The following is a 21,444-nucleotide window of genomic DNA, read 5'->3' as shown; positions in this document are numbered from 1 at the left end:
AAAACAGCCCACACCGGGTTTTCTTTTGCGTCCTTTGCGAATCCTTTGCGTCCTCTGCGTCCGGAAGTCCGGTTTCTGGCTGTTCGATTCAGATCAGTCGTGCTTCAACCGGCGCTGCGCGGGGCTGGGCATCAGGCCGCCGCGGCGGGGTGCGCCCAGGGCCTCTTCGGCCGGCGCGCCGCCGATGAAGAAGCTCCACACGTACATGACCACCCCGACGAGGAAGGCCACGCCGCCCCACAGCCTCATCCAGTAGAAGAACATGGCCTGTTCCTGCGCGGCCATGTAGGGCATGGCACCGCTGGTGGGCATGCGTTGCAGCCACACCTGCAGGATGCCGGCGCCGGTCAGGGCCAGCACCATCAGGCCCATGCCGATGCTCATGACCCAGAACGACCACATCTCGACCGACTGCGCCTTGTAGCTGTTGGCGATGCGTCCACGCAGCGTGGGCATGGCGTAGCTGATGAGGGCGATCACCACCAGCACATAGGCGCCGTAGAAAGCCAGGTGGCCGTGCGACGCGGTGATCTGCGTGCCGTGCGTGTAGTAGTTGACAAAGGACAGCGTGTGCAGGAAGCCCCACACGCCCGCGCCCAGGAAGGCCATGACCGAGCAGCCGACGGCCCACAGAATGGCGGCCTGGTTGGCGTGGTCGCGCCGGCGGCGCTGCACCATGCGGAAGGCGAACATCGTCATCAGGAAGAACGGGATCGGCTCCAGCGACGAGAAAATGTTGCCCACCAGGTGCCAGTAGCCCGGCAGACCGATGAAGTAGTAGTGGTGCGCCGTGCCCAAAATACCGGTGAACAGCGCGAAGGCGATGATGACGTAGATCCACTTGTCGACCACCTCGCGGTCGACGCCGGTGGTCTTGATCAGCACGTAGGCCAGCAGCGCGGCCATGATCAGCTCCCACACGCCTTCGACCCACAGGTGCACCACCCACCACCAGTACATCTTGTCGCGCACCAGGTTATGCGGGTTGACGAACGCGAACAGAAACAGCAGCGCCAGCCCCCACAGGCCCAGCAGCAGCACCGTGGTGATGGTCGTCTTGCGGCCCTTCAGGTAGGTCATGCTGATGTTGAACAGCATGGCCAGCGCGACGATGACGATGCCCACCTTGGTCGGCAAGGGCTGTTCAAGGAATTCGCGCCCCATGGTCGCCAGGATGTTGTTGCCGGTGGCTTCGGCCAGGCGCGCATAGGGCACCAGCAGGTAGCCGACGATGGTCAGCGCGCCGGCGATCAGGAAGATCCAGAACATCAGCAATGCCAGCCGGGGGCTGTACAGCTCGGTCTCGGCCTCCTCAGGCACCATGTAGTAGGCCGCGCCCATGAAGCCGAACAGCAGCCACACGATGAGCAGGTTGGTGTGCACCATGCGCGCCACGTTGAACGGGATCGCGGGGAACAGGAAGTCGCCGTAGATGTACTGGATGCCCATGACCAGACCGAACACGATCTGGCCGATGAACAGGCCGATGGCCGCAATGAAGTACGGCTTGGCGACCGCTTGTGATTGGTACTTAAGGGTAGGAAGGTGTGCCATGATGAATCTGCTCCTCGCGTTCAGCCTTCGATGTTGGGCGGCCACTTTTCGGTGTTGATGCCGTTCGACCACTTGAGGAACTCGACCAGGTCATCGAGCTGCTGATCGCTCAGGTTGAACTGCGGCATCTGGCGGCGGCCCGGCGTGCCCGTGGGCTGCGACTTCATCCAGGCCTTGATGAAGGCCCCGCCCGACGCATCACCGCCCCGGCGCTGGTACACGTTGCCCAGTTCGGGCGCGAAGTAGGCGCCCTCGCCCAGCAGCGAATGGCAGCCGACGCAGTTGTTCTGCTCCCACACCGCCTTGCCACGCACCACGGACTCGGTCAGCGCGGCCTGGTTGGAGCGCGCCGGAATCTCGCGCTCGGTGTGGAACACCAGGCCGACGAAGACCAGGATGAAGAACAAGGAGCCGCCGTAGAAGATGTTGCGCGCCATCTCCTTCGTGAATCCGCTGGTCGCTGTGCTCATGGGGATTTCCCTCGCTTGGTGGTAACCCGCATAGCGTAGAAACGCGCCCCCGCAGCGTCCTTGAAGCAAGTCAAGAATGCCCGACGGTTCAAGTCGGATATTGAGGAAGGCCGCCAAAAAACAAAGCCGCCGCGGCAGGGCCGGGCGGCTTGGGTGCTTGAACTGAAGTATCAGGCTGGCAGGCCATCAGCGCATTGGCCTCATCAGGCGGTGACGCCCGATGCGCCAGCGGCGCTTTCCAGATCAGCGTCTGCAGCTATATTTTTAATAGCTTACATGCGCTCGTGCCAGCGCGCCGTTACGCGCTTTCGCCGGTGATGGCGCCCAGCATGGCGGGCGACCCTTGCAGTGCGGCGCGCTGCATCATGTGCTTGACGGCGCGCAGGCCGCCCAGCTCTTCGCCACCGCCCGCGCGGCCCGGGCCGCCGTGCTTGAGGTACGGCAGCGCGGAACCATGGCCCGTCGATTCCGGCGCGGCGGAGCGGTCGAGGATCTGCAGTCGGCCGTGCAGCGCGGCAAGCTGCGGAATGACTTGCGCCGCCACGTCGGCGCCCTTGGTCACCAGCGTGCCGGCCAGGCTGCCCTGGCCCTTGGCGGCCAGTGCGATGGCTTCGTCGATGCCGTTATAGGGCATCAGCGTGCTGACGGGGCCGAAGGCCTCGACGTCGTGCGCGGCGTGGCGCTGCGGGTCGCGCGCCAGCAGCAGCGTGGGTTGGAAGAATGCGCCTTCGGCCACGCCCTCGCCCACCGGCGCGAAGCCTGCGTCGCCGCCGAACACGATGTCAGCACCCTGGCTCAGCGTCGCCACGCGGTCGGCCACGTCGGCCTGCTGCGACTTGGATGCCAACGCACCCATGCGCACGTTGTCGAGGCGCGGGTCGCCCACCGTGGTCTTGGCCAGGCGTTCTTTCAGCCTGGCCGCGACGGCGTCGATGCGGTCGGCCGGCACGATGGCACGACGGATGGCGGTGCATTTCTGGCCGGCCTTCTGCGTCATCTCGCGCGCGATTTCCTTGACGAAGAGATCGAACTCCTCGTCATCGGGCGTGACATCGGGCGCCAGGATCGCGCAGTTGAGCGAATCGGCCTCGGCGTTGAAAGGGATGCTGTGCTTGACCAGGTTCGGCGTCACGCGCAGCTTGGCCGCGGTGTCGGCCGAGCCGGTGAAGGTCACGACGTCGCGCACATCCAGCCGGTCCAGCAGGTCGCCCGTGCCGCCGATGACCAGCTGCAGCGCGCCTTCGGGCAGGATGCCCGATTCGTTGACCAGCCGCACCAGCTTCTCGGTCAGAAAGCTGGTGGCCGTGGCCGGCTTGCCGATGCACGGCATGCCCGCCAGAAAGGTCGGCGCAAATTTCTCCAGCAGGCCCCAGACCGGGAAGTTGAAGGCGTTGATGTGCACCGCCACGCCGCCGCGCGGCACCAGCACGTGCGTGCCGGCGAAGGCGCCCGTCTTGCCCAGCGGCATCTGCGGGCCTTCGTGCCACAGGTTGCCGGTCTTGGGCAGCTCCTTGGCCATGCTGGCGTAGGCGAACAGCGTGCCGCTGCCGCCCTCGATGTCGACCCAGCCGTCGGTGCGCGTGGCGCCGGTGTGAAACGACAGCGCGTACATCTCTTCCTTGCGCTCGCCCAGGTACTTGGCCAGCGCTTTCAGCATGCCGGCGCGTTGCTGGAAGTCGGTCTTCTGCAGCGCCGGCACGCCCACGCGGCGGGCGTGGTCCAGCGCTTCGCCGAAGTCGATGGCATCGGCATGGCTGTGCGCCACCACCGTGCCGTCGATGGCGCTGCGCAACGCCTGCGCCGGTTCGCTGCCAATCCAGCGGCCGGCGATGTAGCTTTGAAGTTGAGTCATTGAAAAGTCTCCGTAAACGTCAAAAACAGTCGATGCCTGACAGCACCAAATCCCGATAAATTATTGATTTGATAGCAGCTTGCGCTTTATTGTCGAGGATTTCAAGCGTAATACATCAGAACCCCAGACGTGGCCAGCGCGATCAGCTCTCCATTCAATAGCGACGCGCCCGGGCTGCGCAGCAAGCCCGCCCCATCAGATGGCCGCGGAGCAGGCCACGCCGGAACGCCGCGGCCGGGCTTGCACCGGCCGCCAGCGTTGTCCCCCTCAGGGGGAAGGCGCCGCAGGCGCCTCAGGGTCAGCTTTCTTTCCGCCCACCCCAAGATAAGTGTCAATCACCCGCTGATCGTGCATCAGGTCCTGGGCGGCGCCCTGCACCGCCACCTCGCCCATCTCCAGCACGTAGCCGCGGTCGGCGGTGTTGAGCGCGGCGCGCGCGTTCTGCTCGACCAGCAGCACCGACACGCCGGTGCGCCGCAGCGCCGACACGGTGTTGAGCACCTCGCGCACGATGAGCGGCGCCAGGCCGAGCGACGGCTCGTCCAGCATCAGCAGCCGGGGGCGGCTCATCAGCGCGCGGCCGATGGCCAGCATCTGCCGTTCGCCGCCCGACAGCGTGGACGCCATCTGCGCGCGGCGCTCTTCCAGGCGCGGGAAGATGGCGAAGATTTCCTTCATGCGCGCGGCCTGGTCGCGCTGGCCGCGCCGCCACAAGGCAAAGCCGCCCAGCAGCAGGTTGTCTTCGACCGACATCTCGCCGAACAGCTCGCGCTTTTCGGGCACCAGGGCCACGCCGTGGCGCACCATGGCCTCGACCGTGGGCCGCGCAATGGCGTGGCCATCCAGCGACAGGCCGCCCTGCGAGGGCAGCAGGCCCATGATGGCGTTCAGCAGCGTCGTCTTGCCGGCACCGTTGGGGCCGATCACGGTGACGATTTCGCCTTCGTTGACGTGCAGTTCGATGCCATGAATGGCCTGCACCGGCCCGTAGTAGACCGAAAAGCTGGGCAGGGTCAGCAGCGGCGCGCTCACAGCATTTCCCCCCCCGAGATAGGCCGCGATGACGCGCGGGTCGGCCTGCACTTCGGCCGGCGTTCCGTGGGCGATCACCGTGCCGAACTCCAGCACCGTGATGCGGTCGGCCAGGTTCATGACGAATTCCATGTCGTGTTCGACCACCAGGATGGCCAGGCCCTCGGCCCGCAGTTGGGTCAGCAGCGCGGCCAGGCTCTGCTTTTCGAGGTGGCGCAGGCCGGCGGCCGGCTCGTCCAGCAGCAGCAGCGCCGGCTGGCCGGCCAATGCACGCGCGATTTCGACAATGCGTTGCTGGCCCAGCGGCAGCGACGCGGCGGGCGTGTGCGCCACATCGGCCAGGCCGCAGCGCTCGATCTGGCGCATGGCTTCGGCCAGCACCGCCGCTTCTTCGGCACGGTCGAGCCGCAGCATGCTCGCCACCCAGCCCTTGTGGCCGCGCCGATGCGCGCCGAGGGCCACGTTGTCAAGCACGCTGCGCTCGCCCAGCAGGCGCACATGCTGGAAGGTGCGGCCCAGGCCCAGCGCCGCAAAGGCGCGCGAGGGCTTGCCCTGCATGTCCTGCCCCATCAGCCGCACCTGGCCTTCGGTGGGGTCGTCCACGCCCGAAATCATGTTGAAGAAGGTGCTCTTGCCCGCGCCGTTGGGCCCGATGAGGGCGTGCACCTCGCCGGCGCGCACGTCCATGTCGACGGCATTGTTGGCTACCAGGCCGGCAAAGCGCTTGGTCACCTTCTGCGCCTGCAGCACCTGTTCGCCCGCGGGCGGCAGGGTCCGTTGCTCGAGGCTGGCGACAGCGCCGTTGAGCGGGTTGGTCGGTGGCTCGGGCCGGACCCAGCCCCAGCGGCGCATGGCGTCGGCCAGCAGCGGCCACAGGCCGGTAGAGGCGCGCTGCAGCACCAGCAGCATCAGCAGGCCGAACACCACGATCTCGAAGTTGCCGGTGGCGCCCAGCAGGCGCGGCAGCCAGTCCTGCAGTTGCTCTTTCAGCAGCGTGATGAGCGTGGCGCCCAGTACGGCGCCCCACAGATGGCCGGAACCGCCGACCACGGCCATGAACAGGTATTCAATGCCGATGTTGAGGTTGAACGGCGTCGGGTTGACGAAGCGCTGCATGTGCGCGTACAGCCAGCCCGACACGGCCGCCAGCAGCGCCGCCAACACGAACAGCTTGATGCGCTGCTGCGCGGTGTCGACGCCCATTGACTCGGCCATCAGCCGCCCGGTCTTGAGCGCACGGATGGACCGGCCCTCGCGCGAATCCAGCAGGTTGTGCAGCGCCCAGATGGCCAGCAGCAGCACCGCCCAGATCACCACGCCCAGCACGCGCGGCGAGGCCAGCGACAGCCCGAACAATTCGAGTGGCGGAATGCCCGACAGCCCCGTGAAGCCGCCCAGCGACTGCAGGTTGCCGAACACGTAGTACAGGCTCAGACCCCAGGCGATGGTGCCCAGCGGCAGATAGTGGCCCGACAGGCGCAGCGTCACCGCGCCCAGCACCCAGGCCACCAGTGCCGTCACGGCCAGACCCAGCAGCAGCCCCACCCACGGGTAGACGCCCTTGGGCAGCGCACCCAGCAGTTCAGCCGCCTGGGGCGACGTGCAGATCCACGCCGTGGCATAGGCGCCCAGGCCGACGAAGGCGGCCTGGCCGAACGAAGTCATGCCGCCCACGCCGGTCAGCATGACCAGGCCCACGGCGACCATCGAATACAGGCCGATGTAGCACAGCAGCGTGACGGTGAACGGCGGCAGGAAGCCCCAAGCCGCCGCCAGCAGCACGATGAAGGCGATGACGAGATGAAGCGGCTTCATTCCTCGTCCTCCACGTGGTGGGTGTTGAGCGAGCGCCACCACAACACCGGAATAATCAGCGTGAACACGATGACTTCCTTGAACGCACTGGCCCAGAAGGACGAGAAGGATTCGAGCAGGCCCACCAGCAGCGCACCCGCCAGCGCCAGCGGATAACTGCCCAGCCCGCCCACGATGGCGGCGACGAAGCCCTTCAGGCCGATCAGGAAGCCGGTGTCGTAATAGATGGTGGTGACCGGCGCGATCAGCAGGCCCGACACCGCGCCGATCAGCGCCGCCAGCGCAAAGCTGAGGTCACCCGACAGCGAGGTCGGGATGCCCATCAGGCGCGCGCCCACGCGGTTGATGGCGGTGGCGCGCAGCGCCTTGCCGACGATGGTGCGCTCGAAGAAGAAGAACATGCCCACCACCAGCAGCGCCGTGACGCCCAGGATCACCAGCGACTGCCCCGTGATCGTCATGCCGCCGATGTCCCAGCGCGCTTCGGAAAACGGGGTGGTGCGCGAGCCTTCGGCACCAAAAAAGAACAGCCCCAGCCCGACCATCACCAGGTGCAGCGCCACCGACACGATGAGCAGGATCAACACCGTGGCATGCGCCAGCGGGCGGTAGGCCAGGCGGTAGACGAGCGGTCCCATCGGCACCACCAGCAGCAGCACCGCCAGCACCTGCAGCAGCATGGACTCGGGCTTGACGACCAGCAGCATCAGCGCCGCCAGCGCGGGCAGCACCACGGCCCAGACGGCGGTGCTTCGCCAGTCGACCTCGGCGCCGCGCGCCTGGCGCACCGCCTCGACCACCAACGTGATGGCCGCCAGCGCCAGCAGCATCCACAGCACGGCCGGCAGCTTGCCCGACTGCAGCGCCGCCATGGCCAGCGCGGCATAGGCGACAAATTCGCCCTGCGGGATGAAGATGACGCGCGTCACCGAAAACACCAGCACCAGGGCCAACGCCATCAGCGCGTAGATGGCGCCATTGACGATGCCGTCCTGCACCAGCAACAGGGCGATTTGAAGATCCATGCAAGCCGGGCCGTGCGATCGGCGCTTTCGATGTGGTGAAAACCCGTGCGGCAACCCTTCCGTTGCCGCACCCCTTCCTCAACAGGCCGTTAGCTTACTTCGTTTCCTGGTATTTCCAGCGGCCATTTTCGATCTTGACCATCACGCGCGCGCGCTGGTCCAGGCCCAGGTGGTCGGTGGGCGACATGTTGAAGATGCCGTGTGCACCGGGGGGTTTCGCGCACCTTTTCCATGGCGTCACGCAGCGCGACGCGGAACTGCGGCGTACCGGGCTGGCCACCCTTGAGCGCCACCGGGATGGCCGCCTTCAGGATCTGGCCGGCGTCCCACGCGTGGCCGCCGAAGGTGCTGACGCTGCCCTTGCCGTGGGCGCCTTCGTACGCCTGGATGTATTCCATCGCGGACTTGCGCACCGGGTTGGCGGCCGGCAGCTGGTCGGCCACCAGCACGGGGCCCGCGGGCAGATAGGTGCCTTCCACATCCTTGCCGCCCACGCGCAGGAAGTCGGCGTTGGCGACGCCGTGCGTCTGGTAGTACTGGCCCGCGTAGCCGCGTTCCTTCAGCGTCTTTTGCGGCAGTGCAGCCGGCGTGCCCGAGCCGCCGACCAGCACCGCATCGGGCTTGGCGCCCATGATCTTCAGCACCTGGCCGGTCACGCTGGTGTCGGTGCGCGAGAAGCGCTCGTTGGCCACCAGCTTGATCTTCTTCAGCTCCAGCGCCTTGGCAAATTCCCTGGCCCAGCCTTCGCCGTAGGCGTCCGAAAAGCCGACGTAAGCCGCCGTCTTGACGCCGTTGGACGCCATGTGCTCGGCGATGGCCAGCGCCATCATGATGTCGTTCTGCGGCGTCTTGAAGACCCACTTCTTCTTGGCGTCCTGCGGCTCGATGATGGCGGCCGATGCGCCCAGCGTGATCATCGGCGTCTGCGCCTCGGCGACGACGTCGATCATGGCCAGCGACGCCGGCGTGGTGGACGAACCCACGATCACGTCGACATTGCGCTCGGAGATCAGCTTGCGCGTGTTGGTGACGGCCGCGGTGGTGTCAGAGGCATCGTCCAGCACGATGTAGTTGACCTTCTGCCCGCCGATGGTGGTGGGCAGCAGCGAGATGGTGTTGCGCTCGGGAATGCCCAGCGATGCCGCGGGGCCGGTGGACGACAGCGTGACGCCGACGTTGATGTCTGCCCAGACGGTGGCCGAAAAGCCGAGGGACGCGACGCACAGCAGCGCCAGCTTTTTCAATTGCATGGATGTCTCCAACCTGAAGAGGGTGATGAATTTGCGTGACCCGGTCACGCCCGAGGCCATTAACTGACCGATCGGTCGGCTAATGATTCTACGGGCGCGGGCACGCCTATCCAGCCCCGGATCGCTTGGGAATTACCCCTAGCAACGGTGTGGCGAAGACTATTGCGGCGTCACGCCGGCGCGCTTGACGATGGCGGCGTACTTGGCCAGTTCGCTCTTGAAATGGGCCTGCGCCTGTTCGGGCGTGCTCAGCACGATGGTGTTGCCCTGCTTGTCCATCGCTTCGCGCACTTCGGCGGTGGCAAACGCGCTGGCAAAGGCCTGGTGGATGCGCCGCACCTGCTCGGCCGGCAACCCCTTGGGGCCGACGGCGGCCGACCAGCCTTCAACCAGGTAGGCGGGATAGCCCTGCTCCGCCGCCGTCGGCACGTCGGGCGCGCCGGTTGAGCGCTTGGCCGACGCCACGCAGATGGCGCGCAGCGCGCCAGTCTTGATCTGCCCGTGCACCGCGGGCATGGCGATCACGCCCATGTCGATCTGGCCGCCGATGATGTCGGCCATCATCGGACCCGTGCCGCGGTACGGGATGTGGGTGATGTGCGTACCCGTCACGCCCTTGAACATCTCTGCCGCCAGGTGCAGGATGGTGCCGTTGCCCGACGAGGCGTAGTTGTACTTGCCCGGATTCGCCTTCAGCAGCGCCACCAGTTCCTTCATGTTCCTGGCGGGCAGCTTGGGGTTGACCACCAGCACCATCGGCGAGGTGGCAATGATGGTGATCGGCGTGATGTCACCCACCGGGTCGAACGGCACCGACTTGAGCACGCTGGGATAGATCACGTGGTTGTTCGACACCACGCCCAGCGTGTGGCCGTCGGGCGGGGCCTTGATGAAGGCCTGCGTGCCCACCACGCCGCCCGCGCCGGGCTGGTTTTCGACCACCACCGGCGCGCCGAGCGCCTTGCCCAGCGACGGCGCGGCGCCGCGCACGATGGCGTCGACACCCGAGCCGGCGCTGACCGGCAGGATGAACTTGACCGGCTTGTCGCCCTGCGCCCGCACGCCGGGCGCCAGCGTGGCCAGGCCTGCGGCGCCAATGGACGAGAGCGCGCGGCGGCGGGAAATCATTGCAGGCAGAAAGGGGGTCATCAACAGTCTCCGTTTATCTTCAACACATGTGGCAATCGAATCCAGCCGAAAAGTGGCTCCGCCGCCAACAGGCAAGCGCCGCCAGCTCTCATATCAATAGCAATCGGTCATCGGTCACGCCACGGCATGCGCCGCGCGCAACGCCGCAATCTCCGCCGGCGTGCAGCCCACGGCGGCCAGCAAGTCATCGGTATCGCGCCCCATCGCGGGTGGCTGCGTGCCGGCGCCAAGCCGCTGGCCGTCCATCGTGAACGGCAGCAGCGTGGTCTGCGCCGTCTGGCCGGCGCGCGCGCCGTCGGTGAGGGTGACCTCCGCCAGCCCGCCGGTCGCCCGCAGGTGTTCGTCGTCGTACAGCTCCTCGGGCTTGCGGATCGGCGCAAACGGCAGGCCCGCCTGCTCGAACAGCGCCGCCAGTTCGGCCGCGCTGCGCGTGGACAGCCGCTCGCGCAGCAGCGCCAGCAGGATGGGGCGCGCACGCACACGGTCGTTGTTGGTGGCGTAATCGGGCCGGTCGCGCAAGTCGCTGAAACCCAGCACGTCGCAGAACGTGCGCCATTGCGCGTCGCTCACGGCGGCCAGAAAGATCTGCTCGCCGTCCTTGACGGTAAACACGTCGTAGACCGCCCAGGCACTGATGCGGTCCGGCATGGGCGCGGCGGGCTGGCCGGTGATGGCGTACTGCATCATGTGCTGGCCGACCAGGAATACGTTGTTCTCGAACAGCGCGCTCTGCACTTCCTGCCCCCTGCCGGTGATGCCGCGCTGCACCAGCGCGCCCAGCGCGCCGATGGCGCCGAACATGCCGCCCATGATGTCGTTCACGCTGGTGCCGGCACGCAATGGGTCGCCCGGGCGGCCCGTCATGTAGGCCAGCCCGCCCATCATCTGCACCACTTCGTCCAGCGCCGTGCGGTGTTCGTACGGGCCGGGCAGAAAACCCTTGCAGCTGACGTAAATCAGGCGCTCGTTCTGCCGCGACAGGCTTTCGTAGTCCAGCCCGTACTTCTTCATCGTGCCGGGCTTGAAGTTCTCGGCCACCACGTCGGCGCTGGCCGCCAGCCGGCGCGCCACGGCCGCGCCTTCGGGCTGGTGCAGGTCGATGGCGATGCTTTTCTTGCCGCGGTTGAACATGGGGAAGAAGCCCGCCCCCGACCCCAGCAGGTGGCGCGTGCGGTCGCCGTCCACCGGCTCGACCTTGATCACCTCGGCCCCCAGGTCGGCCAGCACCAGGCCACAGGTGGGGCCCATCACCATGTGCGTGAATTCGACGACGCGCAGGCCTTCCAGAGGCCGCTGGCGCTTGATGGAATTGGGTTGTTTGCTCATTTTTTTATAGCATCAGAGTTCATGCCTTGCAGCGTGCGGGGCAGGCCGGCGCGCCACAGTGTGCCGTGCAGCGTCTCGCCCTGCAGCCAGCCGGCCATGCGCTCGCGCAGCGCCAGCAGCGCGTCGATGTCGACGCCGGTGTCGATGCCCATGCTGCGCAGCAGGTAGGCCAGGTCTTCGGTGGTGACGTTGCCGCTGGCGCCCGGCGCGTGCGGGCAGCCGCCGATGCCGGCCAGGCAGGCGTCGAAGCGCGTCACCCCGGTCTGCAGCGCGGCATACACGTTGGCCAGCCCCAGGCCGCGCGTGTCGTGGAAGTGGCCGCACCACAGCTTGTCACCGGCGATGGCGCGCGCCTGCTCGAACAGCCGCGCCACGGCGGCCGGGTCGGCATAGCCCACGGTGTCGGCCAGGCTCACGCGGTCGCAGCCGGCGTCGAGCAAGGCCTGCATCAGCCGCAGCACCTCAGCCGGTTGGACCTCGCCCTGCAGCGTGCAGCCGAACGCCGTGCCGACGCCGCCTTCCAGCAAGGTTTTCGAGCCGGCGGCATCGCGCGCGGCGCGGATGCGCGCCGCCTCGACCACCACCTCGTCGGGCGTCTTGCGCAGGTTGGCCAGGCTGTGCGCGTGGCTGGCGGACAGCGGCAGCACCATCAGGTCGGCCCCGGCGGCGATGGCCGCCTCGGCCCCGCGCAGGTTGGGCACCAGCACCGACACCGACAGCCCGGGCAGCGTCCTGCCGAACGCCACCAGCTCCGCGGTATCGGCCAGCTGCAGCAGGTATCTGGCCGGCACGAACGAGCCGACCTCGATCTCGCGCAGCCCGGCCGCGTGCGCGGCGCGTAGCCAGTCCATCTTGTGCGCGGTCGGCAGCGTGCGTGCGATGGCCTGCAGGCCGTCGCGCAGGCCGACTTCGCGGATCACGGCGCGCGCTGGCAGCGTGGATGTCATGGGTTGTCTCCTTGCGGAATGTTTTATGTGTGCACCCAAGTCTAGGTATTCCACGAGAGATCGCTAGCGGTATCTTGGAAGCCCTATGATTCCTGAATGGAATATCTAAAACGCCATAGGCCAGCAACAGCGGCGGCGCAGCAAGCCCGCCCCCATGGCCGCGGAGCAGGCCACGCCAGAACGCCGCGGCCGGGCTTGCACCGGCCGCCAGCGTTGTCCCCCTCAGTGGGAAGGCGCGTCAGCGCCACAGGGGGGAGCATGGCCCGCGATCTTGACCTGACCACCCTGCGCCTGTTCGTCGCCGTCTGCGAAGCGCGCAACATCGCCCGCGCGGCAGAGCAACAGGCCATGGTCGGCTCGGCCATCAGCAAGCGGCTGGCGGCGCTGGAAGACACAGTGGGCACGCCGCTGCTGACGCGTCGCCGCCACGGCGTCGAGCCCACGCCCGCGGGCGAAACGTTGCTGGAACATGCGCGTGCTTTGCTGGCCCGCGCGGCGCAGATCGAGCGCGACATGGCCGGCTACGCGGCCGGTGTGCGCGGCCACGTGCGCGTGCTGGCCACGCAGTCGGCCATGGCCGAATCGCTGGCTGACGACGTGGCCGCCTTCCTGGGCGCGCCGGGGCACCAACACATCCGCGTCGACATGGAAGAGGCCGTCAGCACGCAGGTGCTGCGCGCCGTGCGCGAAGGCAGCGCCTCGCTTGGCATCTGCTGGGACGCCGCCGACCTGCGCGGCCTGCACCACTGGCCGTGGCGCGGCGACCAGCTGGCGGCCGTGGTGCCGCGCGACCACGCGCTGGCACGGCGCCGGCGGCTGGCGCTGGCCGATACCCTGCCCTACGAACAGGTCAGCCTGCCGCCCGAAAGCGCGGTGCAGGTGATGCTGCAGCGCGCCGCCGCGCTGGCCGGCCAGCCGATCCGCTACCGCGTGGTGGCGGCCACCTTCGATGCCGCGCTGCGCGTGGTGCGCTCACGGCTGGCCATCGCCGTGCTGCCGGCCGAGCTGTCGACGCCCTACGCCGACGCCTTCGGGCTGCACGTGATCCCGCTCACCGACGCCTGGGCGCGGCGGCGCTTTGCGATCTGCTGCCGCGACCCGCAGGCGCTGACGCCTGCGGCGCGGCTGCTGGTGGATCACCTGGTGGCGAGCGCTCAGGCCGTCGAACAAGCTACCAAATAGATAGCTGGTTGCGCTCTACAGTCCTGCGCTGAAGGCCATTTTGGTTGGAATGTCGCGTGAGGATGACGCGCCGTTGGCCCTCACCCCTGTCCCCGGCCTTCGCGGGGGCAAGCTCTCTCCCAGAGGAAGAAGGGGTTCTCGACTCAGCCGTTGTTGCCTCCCATGGGGGCAACGCCTGCCAAGCGGTCACCCGAGCACATGCGCCAGCGTCAGCAGCACCAGCAGCAGCAGCCAGAGAGCGACGGTGCGCCACACCAGGCCGACGACCTGGGTGAAGTGCGAGGTGCGTGCCGGTTCGCCCGGCAGGCCCTCGCTGCCCGGCGGCGCGCCGGCCGCCGCGCTGGGCGGGCCGACCGCATCCACCGACAGCGGGCGCAGCGACTGGCCGCCCAGCCGCACGCCGATGGCGCCGGCCGTCGCCGCCAGAACGACGCCGTCGTTGCCGTCGGCAAAGCGCGCCGCGTGGTTGCGCCAGACGTCGATGGCGTCCTCGAAGCTGCCCACGATGGCAAAGCCCAGCGCGGTGGCGCGCGACGGCAGCCAGTCGATGGCGTGCCAGGCCGCGTCGGCCACCGACCGCAGCGCCGGGCTGGTCGGGTGGTCGGCCGATTCAGACCGGCGGCGCCAGTAGCGCGCGCCGTATTCCGCGTTGCGGTAGAACACCGCGCCCGCCGGCCCCAGGCCCAGCACGGCGCCGATGCAGAACCACACCAGCACGCCGAACACGTGGCGGTGCGCGGCCAGCACCGAATACTCGATGACGTGGCGCACGATTTCGCTGCGTGGCACGGCGCTGGCGTCCACCTGCTGCCAGTGCGCCAGCAGGGTGCGTGCGCGGTCCTCGTCACCCGCTTCCAGCGCTTCGCGGATGCCCGTGAAGTGGTGGCTGAACTGCCGGAACCCCAGCGTCAGGTACAGCATGGCCACGTTCCACACCAGCACCAAGGGCCAGCCGCCCAGCCAGCCCAGCAGGGCGTTGACCGCGGCCACCGCCGCCGTGGGCACGCCCACGGCCAGCACCCAGGCCAGCCAGCCGTGCTGGGTTGCGCCAGCGTCCACGTTGCGGCCCACCACGCTGAGCCAGCGCCGCAGCCCAACCGCCGCCACATGGTTGGCCGCCAGCGGGCGCACCTGTTCCAGCAGCAGGGCCAGCGCAATCGCAAAAAATGCCATCCGGGGATGATAGTGGTGCGCCGCACGGCGGCGCCCTGGCTACGCCGACAGGAAGCGGTAAAAGTTGCGCAACATGCCCGCCGTGGCGCCCCAGATGAAGCGCTCGACTTCGCTGTCGGGCATGGGCGGCGATTCGCCCGTGCCAGGCTCGACCCGCACGCGCTCGACGTAGGGCATCGAGAACCATTCGCGCAACTGGCCTTCCCATTCCAGCCGGTGGCGCCGGTGGTGCGCCGGGTTCATCAGAAAGGCCAGCGGCACCTCGAAGGCGTGCGCCACCTCATGGGGGTTGGGGTGCAGCACAAAGCCCGGCCGCACCACCGCCACCACAGGCGTGACGATGAACTGCGTGCCGGTCACGTACACCGGCAGCTGGCCGATCACGTCGACGTGCGTGCGCGGCAGGTCAACCTCTTCCTGCGCCTCGCGCAGCGCGGCGTCGACCACGCTGCGGTCTTCCGGGTCGACCTTGCCGCCCGGAAAGGCGACCTGGCCCGAATGCGTCGACAGGTTGGCCGTGCGCTCGGTCAGCAGCACCGTCAGGCCGCCGGGCCGGTCGACCAGCGGCACCAGCACCGACGCGGCCGCGGGGGCGCGGTCGGCAAAGCGCGGCTCCTGGCGCAATTCGGGCTGCCATACCGGGGGCACGGCAAAGCGGTGGCGCAGCGCCTGGGGCGTCAGGCGCTCGGCGGGCACGGCGGGCAGGTGCGCGTCCACGCCGGTGACGGGCACCTCGCGCGGGTTGAAGTGGGGCAGCTTGGACAGGGAGGTGAACGTCGTCATGTCACGCGCAGGTCGGGCAGGCAGCGATTGTGCGCCGGCCAGCGCTGCCGCGTGCGCCCATGAAAAAACCGCCTGGGCCAGGGCCGCAGGCGGTCGGTGATGGCGGCGGCAGGGGCTGCCGGTGCGCCAGCTTATTCGGTGGCGGCTTCGGCGCCGGCCTTGGCCACGCGGCCGGGCAGCTTTTCCTTGATGCGGGCCTTCTTGCCCGACAGGCCGCGCAGGTAGTACAGCTTGGCGCGGCGCACGTCGCCGCGGCGCTTGACTTCGATCTTGGCGATCAGCGGGCTGTAGGTCTGGAAGGTGCGCTCGACGCCTTCGCCGCTGGAGATCTTGCGCACGGTGAAGCCGCTGTTCAGGCCACGGTTGCGCTTGGCGATGACCACGCCTTCATAGGCCTGCACGCGCTTGCGGCTGCCTTCGACGACGTTGACGGACACGATCACGGTGTCACCGGGGGCGAACTCGGGGATCGTCTTGCCGAGGCGCTCGATTTCCTCTTTTTCGAGGGTCTGGATCAGGTTCATTGCAGTTCCATTTTCGATCGTGCACACGCTACGCTAGGGGCGGCAACCTTGAAAACGGGGTTCAAGGCCTTGTTCTGGGCCGCGGCCGGCAGAGGATCGAAAAGCCTTTGATTATAGCCCGGCGCGGGCGGCTTCGCCCAGCTGCGCCAGCACGGCTTCGTCGGCGCGGCTCAACCCGCCCTGGGCGCGCGCGGAGGCCACCAGGTCGGGCCGGTGCCGGGCCGTCAGCGCCAGCCGCTGCTCGCGCCGCCAGCGCTCGATCTGCGCGTGGTGGCCGCTCAGCAATTCGGGCGGCACGCGCTGGCCGTCCCATTCCTCGGGGCGGGTGTAGTGCGGGCAGTCCAGCAGGCCGTCGACGGCGGGGTTGAAGCTGTCCAGCTGGTGGCTGCCCTCGTCGTTCAGCACGCCGGGCTGCAGACGGGCCACAGCGTCCAGCAGCGCCAGCGCGGCGATTTCGCCGCCCGACAGCACGAAGTCGCCCAGGCTGACCTGGTGCGTCACGTGGCGGTCGATGAAGCGCTGGTCAATGCCCTCGTAGCGGCCGCAGATGAGGATGGCACCCGCGCCGGCCGACCAGCGTTCGACGGCGGCGTGGTTCAGCGCCGCCCCGATGGGCGAAAACAGCACCACGGGCGCTTCGCCGGCCTGCGCCTGCGCGCGGTCGGCCTGCGCCGCCTGCAGGCAGCGGGCCAGCGGCTCGGCCATCATGACCATGCCGGGCCCGCCGCCAAAGGGCCGGTCGTCCACCCGGCGGTAATTGCCCTCGGCAAAGTCGCGCGGGTTCCACAGCTTCAGCACGATCTGGCCGCTGGCGTAGGCGCGGCGGGCGATGCCCGCTTCAATAAACGGAGCAAACAGTTCGGGGAACAGCGTCAGCACGTCGAAGCGCAGCGCACGCGGGGGAACAGAGGCCGGATCAGCGCTCATCGACACATACTCCCCCTGCACGCGGCCGCCAGCGCACGCCAGTCACGCGCCAAAGCCACATACTCCCCCACCCTGCTACTGCACCGAACCCGGCTGCGGCAGCTGCTGCGCGGCGGGCGTGAACAGGCGGCCGACATCGACGGCGTCAAAGCGTTCCTGCTGGCCACAGAAATCGCAGCCCACTTCGATCTGGCCCTGCTCCTTCAGGATGTCCTCGGCCTCGTGCTGGCCCAGGCCCTTCAGCATGGCGCCCACGCGCTCGCGGCTGCACGAGCAGGCAAAGCGCGGCCCCTGCGCGCCGGCTTGCGGCTCGAAGCGCATCAGGCTTTCTTCCCAGAACAGGCGGCGCAGGATGGTGTCGGCATCCAGCCCCAGCAGCTCGTCGCGCTTCAGGCTCTTGGCCAGGATGGCGATGCGCTGGTAGTCGTCCTCGGCCGCCTCGCGGGCGTCGTCCTCGCGCGCCACGCTGCTTTGCGAGAGGTTGTCCTGCCCCTGCACCGGCAGCCGCTGGATCAACAGGCCCGCGGCCACCTGCTCGTCGGCGGCCAGCACCAGCGTGGTGTCCAGCTGCTCCGACTGGCGCATGTAGTGCTCGACCACGGCGGCCAGGTCCATCAGCGGCGCGCCGCCCTCGTCGGCCAGCGGCACCACGCCCTGGTAGGGCTGCTGCCCTTCCTGGCGGTTCTGCGGATCGAGCGTGATGGCGCAGCGACCCTTGCCCTGCGCGTCGACCATCTCCGGCAGGCGCATGCCCGGCGTCACCGCGCCCACCACCGACGCGGTGGCGCGCAGGCGCAGGTCGGACTGCACCTCAGCCACGGCCACCTTCACCGGGCCGTCGCCGAAGATCTGCATGATCAACGCGCCGTCGAACTTGATGTTGCCCTGCATCAGCACCGCGGCGGCGGCCATTTCGCCCAGCATTTCGGCCACGGGCGGCGGGTAGGCGCCGGTCTGGGTGTTGGCGGCGCGGCGGCGCAGCACTTCCTGCCAGGCGTCGGTCAGGCGCACCAGCTGGCCGCGCACCGGCAGGCCGTCGAAGATGAATTTGTGGAGTTCGGACATCCTGCGCAGATGGAGGCTCAGCCCAGCTTGTTCAAGGTGGCGCGGAACTTGCGCGCGTTGTCGATGTAGTGCTGCGCACTCATGCGCAGGCCCTCGATCTGCTCGGGCGTCAGCTGCCGCACCACCTTGGCCGGCGTGCCCATGATCATGCTGCCGTCCGGGAATTCCTTGCCCTCGGTCACCAGCGAGCCGGCGCCCACCAGGCAATGCTTGCCGATCTTCGCGCCGTTCAGCACCACGGCGCCGATGCCGATCAGCGACTCGTCGCCGATGGTGCAGCCGTGCAACATCACCTTGTGCCCCACCGTCACGTGCTTGCCCACGGTGAGCGGCATGCCGACGTCGGCGTGCATCACGGTCAGGTCCTGGATGTTGCTGCCCTCGCCGATGGTCATGCTCTCGGTGTCGCCGCGCAGCACGCAGCCAAACCACACGCTGGCGTCCGGCCCCAGCGTGACGTTGCCCATCACCTGCGCCGAATCGGCGATCCAGGCGGTGGAATCGACCTGCGGTGCCTTGCCATCCACTTCGTATACGGCCATGTGCTGATGTCTCCTGCGGTTGCTGCCATCCAATGGGTGCGCCCGGACGGCCGGGCGCGCTGCCTACAATTCTAGGGATGGCGCTGCGCTCTCTTGCCCTGCAGGCTCTCTGCGAGCCCGATGTTGAAAAAAAACTGGCCCTGACGCTGGCCCTGCAAGCGCCGCCAGCTACTGTTTCGATAGCTTCCGAGTCAGCGCCCCCGGCGCCCGCCCACCTGCCCGGCCGCCCCGCCCGGCCGGAACTGATCGACCCCGCCCAGGTGCCGCAGCGCAGCGTGCACACGCCCGAAGGCCGCGCCGCCCTTGTGCACGCCATCTGCCACATCGAATTCAACGCCATCAACCTGGCGCTGGACGCCGTCTGGCGCTTTGACGGCATGCCCGACGCCTTCTACGGCGACTGGCTGCGCGTGGCCCGGGAAGAGGCCTACCACTTCAGCCTGCTGCACGACCACCTGCGCACGCGGCTGGGCCATGTGTACGGCGACTTTCCCGCCCACGACGGACTGTGGGCCATGTGCGAAAAAACCCAGGGCGACATCACCGCCCGCATGGCGCTGGTGCCGCGCACGCTGGAGGCGCGCGGCCTGGACGCCACGCCGCTCATCCAGCGCAAGCTGCGCGCCGTCGGCACGCCCGACGCGCTGGCCGCCTGCGACATCCTCGACATCATCCTGCGCGACGAGATCGGCCACGTCGCCATCGGCAACCACTGGTACCGCTGGCTGTGCGACCAGCGCGGCCTGGAGCCGCTGGCGCATTACCGCGTGCTGGCGCGCCAGTACGGCGCCCCGCGGCTCAAAGGCCCGTTCAACACCACCGCGCGCCAGCAGGCCGGCTTTACCGCCGACGAACTGGCCGCGCTGGCCGACACGCCGGCTGGCTGAACCGCATCGCCGGCCCGCGCCGCGCGCCAGCGGCTACGATGGCCCTTTGCCGACGCCCGCGCCCTGCGGCCGGATCGTCGCCCCTGCCCCTTGCCACTTCAAAGAAGGAGTCACTCATGCCCCAGAAACCCGTCGTCCAGGACATCGGCCCGAAGCCCAACGCCTTCGACATCGAAACCGCCACCAAGGACAACGCCAACTACCGCACCGTGGCCTGGAGCGGCAAATACCTGCAGGTCACGCTGATGTCCATCGAACCCGGCCAGTCCATCGGCCTGGAAGTGCACCCCGACACCGACCAGTTCCTGCGCCTGGACGCTGGCCAAGGCCAATGCAAGATGGGCCCCGCCAAGGACAAGCTGGACTTCGTGCAGGACGTCGAAGACGGCTGGTGCATCACCGTGCCCGCGGGCACTTGGCACGACGTCGTCAACACCGGCAACGAGCCGATGCGCCTGTACGCCATCTACGCGCCCGTGCACCACGCGGCGGGCAAGGTGCACGCCACGTTCGACGATGCCGAGCGCGATGAGGACAGCGGCAACGACGAGCCGCCGAAGTGGTCGGTGCAGCCGCCCAGCGCAAAGCCGGACAAGCACGCCTGATCAGACGGCGGGCGCGAAGCTGGCGCAACGCAACCGCGCCCGCCATCTGCGCGCCCTGAACCGGCCCTCCGGTAGAGATGGATGGCCAGCAGCCCGCAAGGCCCGGCCGGTCACGGCCTTGCAGCCGCCCCAAACCGCTTCATCAACTCCCCCTGCACCGCCGCCGGCGACAGGTTCTGCCCGGCTTTCTCGCGCGCGAAGGCGTCGGCCGCCGCGGGGTCGTCGTGGAACTTTCGGTACAGCCGGCGCAACTGTTCCTCGTCTGCATAGCCCAGTTCAACCCGCTCGTCGATGCGGCCGGCGCGGATCAGGGCGGGGTCGAGCCGTTCGATGTGGTTGGTGGTCATGAACAGCACGGTGCCTTCTTGCGTGGCCACGCCGTCCAGCGCGTTGAGAAAGCCGCTGAACGACAGCTTGACCTGCGCGTGCGCGGCGTCGCGTTCGCGGAAGAAGGCGTCGACGTCCTCGATCAGCAGCAGCGAGCGCTGGGGCACCGAGGCCAGCAGGGTGTGGATCTTCTCGTCGGTGACGATGGGGCTGGCCAGGCTGAGGGTGCACACGTTCAGCCGCAGTTCGCTGGCCAGCGCGGTGACGAGCGAGGTCTTGCCGGTGCCGGGCGGGCCGTACAGCAGGTAGCCGCGCCGCCACGGTATGCCCAGCGTGGCATAGCGCTCGCGGCTGCGGAAAAAGTTTTCCAGATCGGCCAGCAGCGCTTCGCCCTGCCCCGCCTTGAGCACCACCGACGCCAGCGGCCGGCGTGACCCGAGGCGCGCGCGCATCCAGTCGCCGCCGTGGAAGGGGTTGGGGATGTAGACCGACAGCGTGTCGGTCTCGCGCGCGGCGCGGGCGTCGATGGCGGCCTGCAGGAAGCCTTCCAGATAGCGCGGCGAGCGGCCCAGCGTGGACAGGCTCACTTTCTCGAACACGCTCTGGGTCACCTGCAGGTCGCGGCGCAGCCACAGCCAGCGGCCGTCCGCGCGCAGGATGTGCACGCCCTCACCCGGCGACAGATATGCGCGTGGCAGCTGGCCGTTGCGCAGGTCTTCAGCCAGGCTCTGGTATTCGGTGCCGCGCCGCACGCTGCGCGCGGTGAACTGGTTGACGCCGCGCAGTCCGGGGTGCTGGTCCATGTATTCGACCAGCGCCGGAAACAGGAAGTCGTCGCGCGAATCGACGGTGAGCGTGCTGACGAAAAAGCGCCGTGCCCAGCGCAGGATGAGGCCGGGCACGTCCTTCAGCCAGTAGGCCAGCGCGCCGGCGGCGGCCAGAAGCGCGGCCTGCAGCGCCGGTTGCGAGAGCCAGGGAGCGACGGTTTCCATGTCGTGAGCCGCTGAAG

General features: G+C 68.4%; 17 protein-coding genes and 3 pseudogenes. 3 read left to right on the top strand and 17 right to left on the bottom strand.

Features of this window, described 5'->3' with window-relative positions; all coding sequences use genetic code 11:
* Nucleotides 1-93: 93 nt before the first annotated feature.
* The 10 genes and pseudogenes from R0D99_RS06735 to R0D99_RS06690 all read right to left on the bottom strand — a co-directional run bounded on the left by R0D99_RS06735 (nt 94) and on the right by R0D99_RS06690 (nt 12,420).
* On the bottom strand, nt 94-1,554 hold the full coding sequence (locus tag R0D99_RS06735; protein WP_317750611.1) for a cbb3-type cytochrome c oxidase subunit I: 1,461 nt from the start codon (nt 1,552-1,554) through the stop codon (nt 94-96).
* Between the two features lie 20 nt (nt 1,555-1,574).
* Nucleotides 1,575-2,024: a cytochrome c gene (locus R0D99_RS06730; RefSeq protein WP_317750610.1), complete on the bottom strand. Its 450-nt coding sequence runs from the start codon at nt 2,022-2,024 to the stop codon at nt 1,575-1,577.
* 307 nt (nt 2,025-2,331) lie between these two features.
* Nucleotides 2,332-3,876: pseudogene (gene paaZ, locus R0D99_RS06725) on the bottom strand (phenylacetic acid degradation bifunctional protein PaaZ); the annotation flags it as partial.
* Nucleotides 3,877-4,143: 267 nt separating this feature from the next.
* Entirely contained in the window at nt 4,144-4,803 is a 660-nt protein-coding gene (locus R0D99_RS06720; protein ID WP_317751026.1) for an ABC transporter ATP-binding protein, read from the bottom strand.
* A gap of 108 nt (nt 4,804-4,911) precedes the next feature.
* A pseudogene (locus R0D99_RS06715) lies at nt 4,912-6,723 on the bottom strand (ABC transporter permease subunit); the annotation flags it as partial.
* A complete protein-coding gene (locus tag R0D99_RS06710; protein WP_317750609.1) occupies nt 6,720-7,748 on the bottom strand; it encodes a branched-chain amino acid ABC transporter permease in 1,029 nt (342 codons plus the stop codon). The gene R0D99_RS06710 and the pseudogene R0D99_RS06715, both read right to left, overlap by 4 nt.
* A gap of 94 nt (nt 7,749-7,842) precedes the next feature.
* A pseudogene (locus R0D99_RS06705) lies at nt 7,843-8,998 on the bottom strand (ABC transporter substrate-binding protein).
* A gap of 159 nt (nt 8,999-9,157) precedes the next feature.
* Entirely contained in the window at nt 9,158-10,147 is a 990-nt protein-coding gene (locus tag R0D99_RS06700) for a tripartite tricarboxylate transporter substrate binding protein (protein ID WP_317750608.1), read from the bottom strand.
* 114 nt (nt 10,148-10,261) lie between these two features.
* Nucleotides 10,262-11,473, bottom strand: coding sequence for a CaiB/BaiF CoA-transferase family protein (locus R0D99_RS06695; RefSeq protein ID WP_317750607.1), 1,212 nt, complete (start codon nt 11,471-11,473; stop codon nt 10,262-10,264).
* Nucleotides 11,470-12,420 (bottom strand): hydroxymethylglutaryl-CoA lyase, encoded by a 951-nt coding sequence (locus tag R0D99_RS06690; protein ID WP_317750605.1) that lies wholly within the window; start codon nt 12,418-12,420, stop codon nt 11,470-11,472. Before R0D99_RS06690 ends, R0D99_RS06695 begins: the two co-directional genes overlap by 4 nt.
* A 258-nt stretch (nt 12,421-12,678) precedes the next feature.
* Between R0D99_RS06690 and R0D99_RS06685 the strand changes: the two genes are divergently transcribed.
* Nucleotides 12,679-13,602, top strand: a complete 924-nt coding sequence (locus tag R0D99_RS06685) for a LysR family transcriptional regulator (RefSeq protein WP_317750603.1) — start codon at nt 12,679-12,681, stop codon at nt 13,600-13,602.
* Nucleotides 13,603-13,788: 186 nt separating this feature from the next.
* Here the strand turns inward: R0D99_RS06685 and R0D99_RS06680 are convergent, their stop codons facing one another.
* From R0D99_RS06680 to R0D99_RS06655, 6 genes are all read right to left on the bottom strand, one after another.
* Entirely contained in the window at nt 13,789-14,775 is a 987-nt protein-coding gene (locus tag R0D99_RS06680; RefSeq protein ID WP_317750602.1) for a CobD/CbiB family protein, read from the bottom strand.
* Between the two features lie 39 nt (nt 14,776-14,814).
* Entirely contained in the window at nt 14,815-15,558 is a 744-nt protein-coding gene (locus tag R0D99_RS06675) for a CoA pyrophosphatase (protein ID WP_317750601.1), read from the bottom strand.
* Nucleotides 15,559-15,689: 131 nt separating this feature from the next.
* On the bottom strand, nt 15,690-16,082 hold the full coding sequence (gene rplS / locus R0D99_RS06670) for a 50S ribosomal protein L19 (protein ID WP_317750600.1): 393 nt from the start codon (nt 16,080-16,082) through the stop codon (nt 15,690-15,692).
* Between the two features lie 111 nt (nt 16,083-16,193).
* Entirely contained in the window at nt 16,194-16,973 is a 780-nt protein-coding gene (gene trmD, locus R0D99_RS06665; RefSeq protein ID WP_317751025.1) for a tRNA (guanosine(37)-N1)-methyltransferase TrmD, read from the bottom strand.
* A gap of 111 nt (nt 16,974-17,084) precedes the next feature.
* Nucleotides 17,085-18,074, bottom strand: a complete 990-nt coding sequence (locus R0D99_RS06660) for an Hsp33 family molecular chaperone HslO (protein WP_317750599.1) — start codon at nt 18,072-18,074, stop codon at nt 17,085-17,087.
* 17 nt (nt 18,075-18,091) lie between these two features.
* On the bottom strand, nt 18,092-18,616 hold the full coding sequence (locus R0D99_RS06655; RefSeq protein ID WP_317750598.1) for a gamma carbonic anhydrase family protein: 525 nt from the start codon (nt 18,614-18,616) through the stop codon (nt 18,092-18,094).
* 77 nt (nt 18,617-18,693) lie between these two features.
* Here R0D99_RS06655 and R0D99_RS06650 point away from each other — a divergent pair, with 77 nt between their 5' ends.
* Both R0D99_RS06650 and R0D99_RS06645 read left to right on the top strand, forming a co-directional pair.
* Nucleotides 18,694-19,503 carry a ferritin-like domain-containing protein gene (locus R0D99_RS06650; protein ID WP_317750597.1) on the top strand — a complete coding sequence of 270 codons (810 nt, stop codon included), beginning with the start codon at nt 18,694-18,696 and terminating at the stop codon, nt 19,501-19,503.
* A gap of 116 nt (nt 19,504-19,619) precedes the next feature.
* On the top strand, nt 19,620-20,108 hold the full coding sequence (locus R0D99_RS06645) for a cupin domain-containing protein (protein ID WP_317750596.1): 489 nt from the start codon (nt 19,620-19,622) through the stop codon (nt 20,106-20,108).
* Nucleotides 20,109-20,218: 110 nt separating this feature from the next.
* Here the strand turns inward: R0D99_RS06645 and R0D99_RS06640 are convergent, their stop codons facing one another.
* Nucleotides 20,219-21,427 (bottom strand): AAA family ATPase, encoded by a 1,209-nt coding sequence (locus R0D99_RS06640; protein ID WP_317750595.1) that lies wholly within the window; start codon nt 21,425-21,427, stop codon nt 20,219-20,221.
* Nucleotides 21,428-21,444 lie beyond the last annotated feature (17 nt).

Origin of the sequence: Ottowia sp. SB7-C50 (assembly GCF_033110285.1) — a bacterium.
Classification (GTDB): domain Bacteria; phylum Pseudomonadota; class Gammaproteobacteria; order Burkholderiales; family Burkholderiaceae_C; genus Ottowia.
The sequence above is the reverse complement of the archived record's forward strand: the minus strand, read 5'-3'. Positions and strand labels throughout refer to the sequence as shown.

Bases quoted from the DNA above. Each gene is read 5' to 3' on its own strand.
- R0D99_RS06735 (WP_317750611.1), bottom strand. From the start codon at position 1,554: ATGGCACACCTTCCTACCCTTAAGTACCAATCACAAGCGGTCGCCAAG.
- R0D99_RS06730 (WP_317750610.1), bottom strand. From the start codon at position 2,024: ATGAGCACAGCGACCAGCGGATTCACGAAGGAGATGGCGCGCAACATC.
- R0D99_RS06710 (WP_317750609.1), bottom strand. From the start codon at position 7,748: ATGGATCTTCAAATCGCCCTGTTGCTGGTGCAGGACGGCATCGTCAAT.
- R0D99_RS06700 (WP_317750608.1), bottom strand. From the start codon at position 10,147: ATGACCCCCTTTCTGCCTGCAATGATTTCCCGCCGCCGCGCGCTCTCG.
- R0D99_RS06695 (WP_317750607.1), bottom strand. From the start codon at position 11,473: ATGAGCAAACAACCCAATTCCATCAAGCGCCAGCGGCCTCTGGAAGGC.
- R0D99_RS06690 (WP_317750605.1), bottom strand. From the start codon at position 12,420: ATGACATCCACGCTGCCAGCGCGCGCCGTGATCCGCGAAGTCGGCCTG.
- R0D99_RS06685 (WP_317750603.1), top strand. From the start codon at position 12,679: ATGGCCCGCGATCTTGACCTGACCACCCTGCGCCTGTTCGTCGCCGTC.
- R0D99_RS06680 (WP_317750602.1), bottom strand. From the start codon at position 14,775: ATGGCATTTTTTGCGATTGCGCTGGCCCTGCTGCTGGAACAGGTGCGC.
- R0D99_RS06675 (WP_317750601.1), bottom strand. From the start codon at position 15,558: ATGACGACGTTCACCTCCCTGTCCAAGCTGCCCCACTTCAACCCGCGC.
- rplS (WP_317750600.1), bottom strand. From the start codon at position 16,082: ATGAACCTGATCCAGACCCTCGAAAAAGAGGAAATCGAGCGCCTCGGC.
- R0D99_RS06660 (WP_317750599.1), bottom strand. From the start codon at position 18,074: ATGTCCGAACTCCACAAATTCATCTTCGACGGCCTGCCGGTGCGCGGC.
- R0D99_RS06655 (WP_317750598.1), bottom strand. From the start codon at position 18,616: ATGGCCGTATACGAAGTGGATGGCAAGGCACCGCAGGTCGATTCCACC.
- R0D99_RS06650 (WP_317750597.1), top strand. From the start codon at position 18,694: ATGGCGCTGCGCTCTCTTGCCCTGCAGGCTCTCTGCGAGCCCGATGTT.
- R0D99_RS06645 (WP_317750596.1), top strand. From the start codon at position 19,620: ATGCCCCAGAAACCCGTCGTCCAGGACATCGGCCCGAAGCCCAACGCC.
- R0D99_RS06640 (WP_317750595.1), bottom strand. From the start codon at position 21,427: ATGGAAACCGTCGCTCCCTGGCTCTCGCAACCGGCGCTGCAGGCCGCG.